Source organism: Rhizobacter sp. P3_C12 (assembly GCF_056402735.1).
The window spans coordinates 1-9,447 of sequence record NZ_JBFUGW010000244.1; the positions used below are offsets into that span (position 1 = coordinate 1).

At 70.3% G+C, this 9,447-nt stretch carries 7 protein-coding genes; 3 read left to right on the forward strand and 4 right to left on the reverse strand.

The features are described from left to right. A partial coding sequence (locus AC1DXV_RS26765) for a thiamine pyrophosphate-dependent enzyme (protein ID WP_477936424.1) occupies positions 1–1,139 on the forward strand: 1,139 nt, incomplete at its 5' end. On the opposite strand, the gene AC1DXV_RS26770 is transcribed toward AC1DXV_RS26765, so the two are convergent. Together AC1DXV_RS26770 and AC1DXV_RS26775 are read right to left on the reverse strand one after the other, a co-directional pair. Beyond that, positions 1,093–4,251: a hypothetical protein gene (locus AC1DXV_RS26770; protein WP_477936426.1), complete on the reverse strand. Its 3,159-nt coding sequence runs from the start codon at positions 4,249–4,251 to the stop codon at positions 1,093–1,095. The two genes, AC1DXV_RS26765 and AC1DXV_RS26770, sit on opposite strands and share 47 nt — an antisense overlap. Positions 4,252–4,312: 61 nt before the next feature. Further along, positions 4,313–5,347 (reverse strand): RNA methyltransferase, encoded by a 1,035-nt coding sequence (locus AC1DXV_RS26775; RefSeq protein WP_477866924.1) that lies wholly within the window; start codon positions 5,345–5,347, stop codon positions 4,313–4,315. A gap of 108 nt (positions 5,348–5,455) precedes the next feature. Between AC1DXV_RS26775 and AC1DXV_RS26780 the strand changes: the two genes are divergently transcribed. Continuing rightward, positions 5,456–7,177 (forward strand): M14 family metallopeptidase, encoded by a 1,722-nt coding sequence (locus AC1DXV_RS26780; protein ID WP_477936428.1) that lies wholly within the window; start codon positions 5,456–5,458, stop codon positions 7,175–7,177. A gap of 7 nt (positions 7,178–7,184) precedes the next feature. Here AC1DXV_RS26780 and AC1DXV_RS26785 read toward each other — a convergent pair whose 3' ends face one another. After that, complete coding sequence (locus AC1DXV_RS26785) at positions 7,185–8,015, reverse strand: outer envelope protein (protein ID WP_477866920.1); 831 nt, start codon at positions 8,013–8,015, stop codon at positions 7,185–7,187. A 142-nt stretch (positions 8,016–8,157) separates the two neighbouring features. After that, positions 8,158–8,874 carry an esterase gene (gene ypfH / locus AC1DXV_RS26790; protein WP_477936430.1) on the reverse strand — a complete coding sequence of 239 codons (717 nt, stop codon included), beginning with the start codon at positions 8,872–8,874 and terminating at the stop codon, positions 8,158–8,160. 328 nt (positions 8,875–9,202) lie between these two features. Here ypfH and AC1DXV_RS26795 point away from each other — a divergent pair. Beyond that, positions 9,203–9,447: hypothetical protein (locus tag AC1DXV_RS26795; protein ID WP_477936432.1), on the forward strand; the 245-nt coding region annotated here is incomplete at its 3' end.

Here is a 9,447-nt window from a genome sequence, read left to right on the forward strand (position 1 = left end):
GCCGGCCGGTGTTCTACGGCGGCGGCGGCCTGATCAACGCCGGCCCCGCCGCGTGTGCGGCGTTCGCCGAACTGGTGCGCCGCTGCCATGCGCCGTGCACGCTGACGCTGATGGGCCTGGGCGCGTTCCCGGCGTCGAGCCCGCAGTTCCTCGGCATGCTGGGGATGCACGGCACGCTGGAGGCCAACCTCGCGATGCACGAGGCCGACCTGGTGGTGTGCGTCGGCGCGCGCTTCGACGATCGGGTCACCGGGCGGCTCGACGGCTTCTGCCCCGAGGCGCGCTTCATCCACGTCGACATCGACCCGACCTCGATCAACAAGGTGGTGAAGACGCAGGTGCCGCTCGTGGGCGATTGCGGGTGGCTGCTGCAGTCGCTGCTGGAGAGCCTCGGCCCGCAGCCGCTCGATCCGCAGCGGCTCGACGCGTGGTGGGCGCGCATCGACACCTGGCGCGCGCAACGCTCGCTGGCCTTCGACGACACGCCGCACCAGGTTGCGCCGCAGGCGCTGCTGGCGCGGCTGCAGTCAGCGCTCGGCGGCCGCGACGCGATCGTCTCGACCGATGTCGGCCAGCACCAGATGTGGGCCGCGCAGCACCTGCGCTTCGACAATCCGCGGCGCTGGCTCACGTCGGGCGGCGCCGGCACGATGGGCTACGGGCTGCCGGCGGCGATCGGGGCGCAGGTCGCGCACCCGGGCCGGCTGGTGGTGTGCGTCAGCGGCGACGCATCGATCCTGATGAACATCCAGGAGATGGCGACGGCGGTGCAGGCGGGCGCGCCGGTCAAGGTGGTGCTGCTGAACAACGGCCACATGGGCATGGTGCGGCAGTGGCAGCAGCTGGTGCATGGCGGGCGCACCAGCCAGAGCGTGCTCGACGTGCAGCCGGATTTCGTCGCGCTCGCGAAGGCCTTCGGCTGGGGCGCCCGCCGCGTCGATCAGCGCGGCGAACTCGACGCTGCGCTCGCCGAGTGCCTCGCGAGCCCGGGCCCGTTCTTCCTCGACGCGGTCGTGGCGCCCGAGGCGAACTGCTGGCCGATGATCCCGGCCGGCTGCGCGCACGATGAGGTGATGCTGGATCCCTTGGCGTCTACCAGGCCGGCTGCGGACACTTCGCAGCCACGACCGACGGCTTGACCTGGCTCAGGAAGTACGAGCCCGGGTCCAGCGCCTTCGCGCGGCAGGCGGCCGCCGCCTGGCGCTTGGCGTCGCGCTCGAGCAGTGCCTGCAATGCATACGGCCAACCCCAGTACGGCGTCACGCCTTGGAAGTCGCGGGCGAGCTGCAGCGCCTCGACGCGGTAGGCGTCCTGGCCGGTCTCGCGGAACAGCAGGAAGCCGGCCAGTGCCGCCTGGTAGGCCATCGGCAGCGGCTGGTCCGGCTGCTCCCCGGTGGAGATGACCGAGATCTCGTGGCGTGCCGCGCGCAGGTGGCGGAGCGCGAGCTCGTGCTTGCCCTGCGATGACAAGCGGATCGCGTTCGCCAGCAGGCCGCTGAAGTCGCCGGTGGCCAGTGGCACGTCGGCGAGGACGGCGAGATCGGGGTGGTCGGCCCGCCCGGCGTGCACCGCCGCCCAGGTGAACCAGGGCAGGAACGGCCGGGCCTCGTAGCCGTGCCGCTGCAGGCTCTTGCGGACCGTGTCCAGATCGGCAGCGGTGGCCTGGCCCTTCATGGCCAGTTGCATCAGGCGCACCGACGCCTCCCATCGACGGGCCGGGTCGTAAGCCCGCAGCCCGTCCGTCAGCGTCGCGAGGTCGGTGTCGCTCGGCAGGCGGTCGACGGTGGCATGCAGGTACAGGAACCACGGCACGGCGTCCATGTCGTCGACCTGCGCCTTGTTCGCGCCGAGCGAGCTGCTCCAGGCCTTCGCCGCTGCGAGGTCGCGCTTCGCGATGCGCTGGCCGACGACCGCCGCCACCCACAGCTCGCTCGTGTCGGAGGCCGTGAGCCGCGGCGTGACCACGGCCCAGGCGGCCTCCGGCTGGCCGGTCATGAACAGCAGCCCGGCGACATCGCGGCGTGCGTAGTCGCTCGGGTAACGCCCCAACCGCAGCTGGGCGGCCGCCAGCGCGCCGCGGATGTCGCCGGCCATCATCGGCAGGCGCACGCGGGCATGCAGATCGGAACCGCTGCCGGTGCCGATCTCTCGCACGCGTCCGTAGTAGCGCTTCGCGTCGGCGAGTTCGCCGCTCAGGAAGTAGGCATGCGCCGGCGCCGCCCAGAGGTGGGACAGGCCGACCTGGTTGTCGACCTGGGACGTGGCCGGGTACTCGTCGATCACCCGGCGCGCCTGCGTGCCGGACTGGCCGTCTTTCAGGGCGCGCATCGCGAGCTTGACCCGGTCCACCATGTTGTGCGGGTCGTGGGCGATGCGCTCGCGCAATTGCGCATCGGTCAGTGCTTCTGCGAAGGCCCGCGCTTCTGGACGGAACAGCCGCGCGTCGGCGAGCGGGATCGACGCGGCAGGCGCGGGCGGCATGGCGGCCAGGTGCTCCGCCATGGCCAGCTGGTGCCCTTCGGCCAACGCCGCACGCGCCGATCCGGGTGCCAGGACATAGGCCGGCGTGCCCGGTTTGCGTCGGCTCACTGAAGAGGCGCCGCCTGCGAAGCGATCGAAGCCCAGCACCGCGATCAGGCGTCTCTCATCGTCGACGAGCTGGTCGACCGTGGGGTCGGCCAGCATGGCGCGGTTGATGGGTGCGGCATGGTTGGAGATGCCGAAACGCCCGAGCACGGTCTCGTGGCGCTGCAGCTCCGCGGTGGCCTGCACGAACGCCGACATGCGCGTGCGCACCTGTTTCAGCACCTCGTCGTAGCTGCCCTGCAGCCCGTTCAGGCCGTCGACGCTGAAGCGGCGCTGGACGATGAAGGGGTGCCGGGCGAGATCGGCCGGCAGGGCGGCCAGTGCCTGCGCGAGCCGCTCCTTCTGGCCCTGCGTTTCGCCGAAGTAGACGATGTCCTTGTAGTAGGCCGCCAGGCGCCACTCCTGGTACAGCATCGGCGCGAGCGCGCCGGCGCGGCCGGTGGCGGGCGGCGCCGCAGCGGCCTCGTCGCGGCAGCGCGGCGACGGCATCATGCCGGTGATCGTGCGCTCGATGGCGCACAGGTCGATGCGGTGGAACTCGTCGCCCTGGTTGCCGCGCTCCAGGAAGAGGCTGCGCGCGAACGCCGGCATCGAGCGACCGCCCTGGTCCAGGTACTGCTGTGCCGCGCTGCGCGGTGATCGCACAGGCAGGTTCGCGCTGTGCCCCTCGGCCTCCAGCAGCCTGTGCACGGGGCCCGCCACCGGGTCGGCCAGCGCGGCCGGATCGGGACGGGCGAGCGGCGCATCGTCGAGGTGGAGTTGTGCCCACGCGAGTTCGGCAATCGCCCGGCTCACGGGATCCGCATCCCGGCCCTCCGCCTCGACGAACGCCGTGGCCAGCCAGGCGATCCGGGAAGGAGACCCGGCGCTTGGCGGCATCCACGGGTCGTAGGGTTCCAGTTCCGGCAGCAGGGTGCCGACGGCGAGCGCGCTGCAGGCGAGCGTTGCCGGCGAGGCCGGCGCGTCCAGCTGCCATGCCTTGGCATCGCAGCCACCGGCCGGCGGCTGCACGGCGGGGGGCGTGCCGGCGAGCTTGAGTTCCGACCTCAGCTGCGGCCATTGCGATGCGAAGGCCGCCAGTGCGGCGCGCGGCTCGCCGGGCAACGCGAAGCTGCGGTGAGTCGTGGTGCGGGCGCCGTCCGGTGCGCGCAGCACCAGCGTCATGAAGGCGGTGTCGGCGCCGTCGTGGCCGACGTGCAGGGCCAGCAGAGATGCCGCCGGGTACCGTTTGGCGAACTCGTCGATGCTGGCGTCATCGAGCCGGCGGACGAACGGCCCGCGCAGGTCGACGATGTCGGTCTGCCGGTTGCCGTCGATGCCGCGGCCCGCCAGTTCGCGGTCGAGCTGTGCACCCAGCAAGGCGCGGAAGGCCGGCGAGAAGCCGAAGGCCTGGGTCTGGACCGGCAGCACGATGACGCGCGGCGCGGTCTCGGACCGCAGCGCCAGCGCCGGCTCGCCGACGCGCAGCTGCGTGAGCTTGAGCGCCTCGCGGAAGTAGTCGGGCTGCGGCCAGGTGGCGGACAGGCTCTCGTGGGGGAACGCCGGCACCGGCCGGCGCGACTTGTTCATCGGGTACAGCGGGTTCTCGGCCTGTGCCGCAGCCGTCAGGCTCATGACGGCGCAGGCGAAGGCAGCGGCCCAGTGCCGCAGCGGGGTGTTCTTCATCGGTCCTCCCTGTTGTTCGAATCCGAGCCGCCCCGGGGACGGCTTCGCGAGCGACATTCTGTCAGCGCTGCGTGACGATCTCGATGCGCCGTGCGGCAGGTGCGGCGGCGCGCGCCCGCAACTGCCCGCAACCGCCCTCCACGTCCTGCCCCGCCGACTGCCGCAGCGTCGTCAGCACGCCGCGGCTGTGCAGCGTGCGCGCGATCGCCTCGGCGCGCTCTGCAGGCGGTCGGCGGAAGTCCAGCCCTTCGTTGGTGTTGTACGGGATCATGTTCATGATCGCGTACTTGCCGCGCAGCAGCCGCACGATGCCGTCGATCTCGTCGTCGCCGTCGTTGATGCCGTCGAGCAGCGTCCACTGGTACTGGATCGGGTAGCCGCTGGCGCGCGCATAGCGTTCGCCGAGTTCCACCAGTTCATCGGGCGCGATGCGCGGCGCGCGCGGCAGCAGCTGCTCGCGCAGGGCCGCCTTGGTGGTGTGCAGCGACAGCGCCAGCGCCGGCTTCACCGGGCCTGCGGGCAGGCGTTCGAACACCCGCGGGTCGCCGACCGTCGAGAACACCAGGCTCTTGTGGCCGATGCCGCCGGCGGTGCCGAGCAGCTCGATGGCCTCCATCACGTTGTCGAGGTTGTGGGCCGGCTCGCCCATGCCCATGAAGACGACCTTCTTCACCGGCCGGCGTGCGCGCGCCAGCGCGACCTGCGCGACGATCTCGGCGCTGCCGACCTGGCGCAGCAGCCCGTCGCGGCCGGTCGCGCAGAACACGCAGCCCACCGCGCAGCCGACCTGGGTCGACACGCACAGCCCGTCGCGCGGCAGCAGCACGCTCTCGACCGTCTGGCCGTCCGGCAGCTCGACCAGGAGGCGGGCCGAGCCGTCCTCGGCCGGGTGCTCGGAGCGCAGCCGCGCCAGGCCGTCGAGCTGCTGCACCAGCGCGGGCAGGGCCTCGCGCAGCGCGAGCGGCAGGAAGTCTTCCGGGCGGCGCTTGCCGGCGTCCTGCGGCAGCGCGCGCGACCACTGGCGCAGCACGCGTTCCTCGTGAACGGGCTTGGCGCCGTGGTCACGGAGCTGCTGGCGGATGGAGGCGATGCGCATGGGGGAACAACGAAAGGCGCCACAGTCTAACGGCGCGCGTCGAGGCGCACGTCGAGGCGCGCGTTGCGCGACACTCACGGCTTCGCCCCCACCGCCTTGACGTACGCCATGACGTTGCCCGCCACGCCCACGCCACGCTTCGACATCTTCTACAAGTACGACGCCCTGACCCAGCTGCTGTTCGACTACGCCGCCGCGCACCCCGGCCTGGTGCAGGTGCAGTCGATCGGCAAGAGCCACGAGGGCCGCGACATCTGGCTCGCGACCGTCACCAACACCGCGACCGGCCCCGACACCGACAAGCCCGCGTTCTGGGCCGACGGCAACATCCACGCCGCCGAGCTGACGGCCAGCACCACCTGCCTGTACTACCTGCACCACCTGGTGACGCACCACGGCCAGGGCGACGAGACCGGCCGCCAGGTCACGCAGCTGCTCGACACCCGCGTGATCTACCTGTGCCCGCGCATCAACCCCGACGGCGCCGAGCTCGCGCTGGCCGACCGGCCGCGCCACATCCGCTCGTCGACGCGCAGCTACCCGTACGACGAGGAGCCGGTCGAGGGGCTGACGCTGGAAGACGTCGACGGCGATGGCCGCATGCTGACGATGCGCATCCCCGACCCGCACGGCACCTACAAGAAGTGCCCACAGGACGAGCGGCTGATGGTGCCGCGCGAGCCCGGCGAGTTCGGCGGCGAGTACTACCGGCTGATGCCCGAGGGCCTGCTGAAGAACTACGACGGGCTGACCGTCAACGTGAACCGCGACCAGGAGGGGTTGGACCTGAACCGCAACTTCCCGTCCGCCTGGCGGCAGGAGTTCGAGCAGGTGGGCGCGGGCCCGTACCCGGCCAGCGAGCCCGAGGTGCGGGCGATGGTCGAGTTCATCCTGAAGCACCCGAACATCGGCGCGGCCATCAGCTACCACACGCACAGCGGCGTGATCCTGCGGCCGATGGGCACGCAGAGCGACGACGACATGATCCCGGAGGACCTGTGGTCGTACAAGCGCTTCAGCGCGCTCGGCGAGAAGCTCACCGGCTACCCGGCCATCAGCATCTGGCACGACTTCAAGTACCACCCGAAGGAGGTCATCACCGGCACGCAGGACTGGGTGTACGAGCACCTGGGCGCGCTGTTCTGGGTGGTGGAGCTGTGGTCGCCGAACAAGGAGGCCGGCATCAGCGGCTACAAGTGGATCGACTGGTTCCGCGACCACCCGGTGGAAGACGACCTGAAGCTGCTGAAGTGGAGCGACGAGCAGTGCGGTGGCCAGGCCCACGTCGAGTGGAAGCCCTTCCACCACCCGCAGCTCGGGCCGGTGGAGATCGGCGGCTGGGACAAGATGAACTTCTGGCGCAACCCACCGCCGCAGCTGCGCGAGCGCGAGGCGGCGCGCTTCCCGGCGTGGATGGACCAGATCGCGCTGAGCCTGCCCCGGCTGGAGCTGCTGCGCACCGAGGTGCGCGCGCTCGGCCCCGACACCTGGCGCGTGCGCCTGGCGGTGTGCAACAGCGGCTACCTGCCCGCGTACGTGAGCAAGCGGGCGCTGGCGCGCAAGACGGTGCGCGGCACGATGTTCGAGATCCACCTGCCGCCGGGCGATGCGACGGTGTCGCTGGTCAGCGGCAAGGAGCGCATCGAAGGCCCGCAGCTCGAGGGCCACGGGCCGAAGAGCACGCTGCAGGCCTTTTTGCCGACACGCGAGGTGACGGCCGACCGCGCGGTCGCGGAGTGGGTGGTGCGCGCGCCGAAGGGCACGCGGCTGGCACTCAGCGCGCGTGCGGACCGCGCGGGGGCGGTCAAGACCGAGGTGGTGCTCGACTGAGGTCGGGCTAGAAGTGGTACTCGGCCTTCAACGAAGGCGCCGACACCTTGGTGCCCGCCAGCGATGACGGGTTGCCGAACTTGTTCTTGATGTACTGGTAGCCGAAGCCTGCATAGAAGGTCTTCGGCGTGCCGGCGGCCGAGCCCACGTCCCACAGCAGGCCCATCTCGGTCCAGGTCTCGGCCGCGGTGTCGCCGCCGAAGCCGTCCTTGCCCTTCTCGCCGGTCCAGGTGCCCCAGCCCTTGAACACCGCCGGCAACCCGGCGTTGAAGTCGAAGCTCCACACCGTTGCGAGGCGCGGCGCCGCATCGAAATTCACGTGCGTGCCGGCGATCGAGTTGTTGTTGTTCTCCTTGTAGTACAGCAGCCCGAGCGTCAGCAGGCCCGGCACGTCGAACTCCACCTTCGGGCCGGCGATGTACTTCGTCAGGCCGGCGCCGAAGGCATCGTTCTTCGAGTTGAAGTCGAAGCCGAACTGGAAGCCGACATCGCGGATCGGGCCGAACTTCATCGGCTTGCCGCTGACCTTGCCGAAGCTCACGGTGTTGCTGTAGGTGGCATACACCTCGTGCGCGCCGCGGTCGCTGTTGTTGGCCGGGTTGTTCTCGTCGGAGGCCAGCATGTCGATCGAGAAGAAGTTGACGCCGTACTTGTAGCCGCCCACGTATTGCAGCGTCGCGACCTTCTTCTTCACGTCCGCGTCGCTGCCGGGTTCCTTGAACTTGGTGCCATAGGTGAAGCCGATGAAGGCGTCGCTCCATTCGGCGGCATGGGCGGCGGCGGCACAGGCGGCCAGCGCGGCACAGGCCGCGGCCTTCGACAGGGTTCGGGTACGCATGGGGAATCCTTCGGGATGGGGTTGGTGATGCGGCGGAACAGGCCGGCCCCTTCTCGACGCATGCCCCGGCTTGGCGCATGCGATCCCAATGGGTACCGGCTTGTATGCAAGTCAGCAAACCCCATGCCACCGGTGGGGTGGCTCAGCCCAGTTCGTCGCTCGATGCGCTGCGCGGCAGGATCGGCGCCTCGCTCATCGCCTGGCGCCACACCTTCTTCGGCAGGAAGGTGCGCAGTTGCTCGACGGCCTTGTCGAGCAGCTGCGGATGCAGCTCGTGGCCGATGCCGGGCAGCACGTCGGCGGTCACGTCGCCGCCGAGTGCGAGCAGGCGCTCGGCCGAATCGATCGCCGGGCCGCAGGGCAGCACCCGGTCGGCCATGCCGTGGAACAGGTGCACGGTGGTGTCCTCGGGGGCATGCCCGGGCGCGGTGGCATGGCGGCCGCTGAAGGCCAGCACGCGGCCGGCCAGCGCCGGCTCGGCCTGCACGGCCTCGAGCGCCATGATCGCGCCCTGCGAGAAGCCGGCCAGCGCGGTGCACGGCCACGACATGTTCAGCTGCTGCTGCACGCTGCGCACCGTCGCGATGAAGCGCGGCAGCGCCTCGGCGACGCGTTGCGGGCGGTTGTCTTCGGTGATGCCCTGGATCGAGAACCACTGCCAGCCGCTGCCGCCACCGGGCACGCCGTCGAATGGGTGTGGCGCGTCCAGGCAGACCACGGCCGCCTTCGGGTACTCGGCGACCAGCCGCTGCGCGAGCGGCGCCATGTGCGAGGCATTGGCACCGACGCCATGGAACAGCAGGAACAGCAGTTCGGGCGAGCCGTCGGCGGGCAGGTGGGCGAGGGCGGTGGCAGGCATGGGGCTTCTCCGGTCAACGTGGGAGTGTGATGTGGTGGCGCGCTGGCGCTGAGCAAGGGGTTTGAACGCAGCGTTCAATGTCTGCGGTCGCTTGTTGTCGAGCCTCGCAATTGAATTGCGATGGATCTCCACAATTCGCGTCGTGAGGCCCGGGAGATTGTCAACAATTGCCGTGTTGCCTCGACAGCCTCTTGTTACCGTCATTTCGTTCACGTCTAATCCGCCGGCCGCGCCGATGCAGTTCCTCCAGAGGATTCGCCGCGAGCACAGGTAGTCGGTCGAACACCGCAGGTGTTCACCGATGTCGAGGCGAGACGAGGAGCGTTCCGTGAAGAGCAGGAAGATGGCAGCGCTGATGCTGCTGATGGCGCACGCGTGCCTGGCGTGGGTCGGATCGGTTGCAGCGCAACCGATCACGCAGTACAAGGCGAGCTACAACTTTTCGACCCTTGTCTGGTTCGACTCGGTGCCTGCGTCCGTGAGCTACATGATCGGGCTCATGGAGGGCTGGAACGGCACCGATTGCTCGTCGGTGCGCAATGCGCCGGACGACTACACGATCCGCGAGTGCAC

Bases quoted from the DNA above. Each gene is read 5' to 3' on its own strand.
- AC1DXV_RS26780 (WP_477936428.1), top strand. From the start codon at position 5,456: ATGACGTTGCCCGCCACGCCCACGCCACGCTTCGACATCTTCTACAAG.
- AC1DXV_RS26775 (WP_477866924.1), bottom strand. From the start codon at position 5,347: ATGCGCATCGCCTCCATCCGCCAGCAGCTCCGTGACCACGGCGCCAAG.
- AC1DXV_RS26770 (WP_477936426.1), bottom strand. From the start codon at position 4,251: ATGAAGAACACCCCGCTGCGGCACTGGGCCGCTGCCTTCGCCTGCGCC.
- AC1DXV_RS26785 (WP_477866920.1), bottom strand. From the start codon at position 8,015: ATGCGTACCCGAACCCTGTCGAAGGCCGCGGCCTGTGCCGCGCTGGCC.
- ypfH (WP_477936430.1), bottom strand. From the start codon at position 8,874: ATGCCTGCCACCGCCCTCGCCCACCTGCCCGCCGACGGCTCGCCCGAA.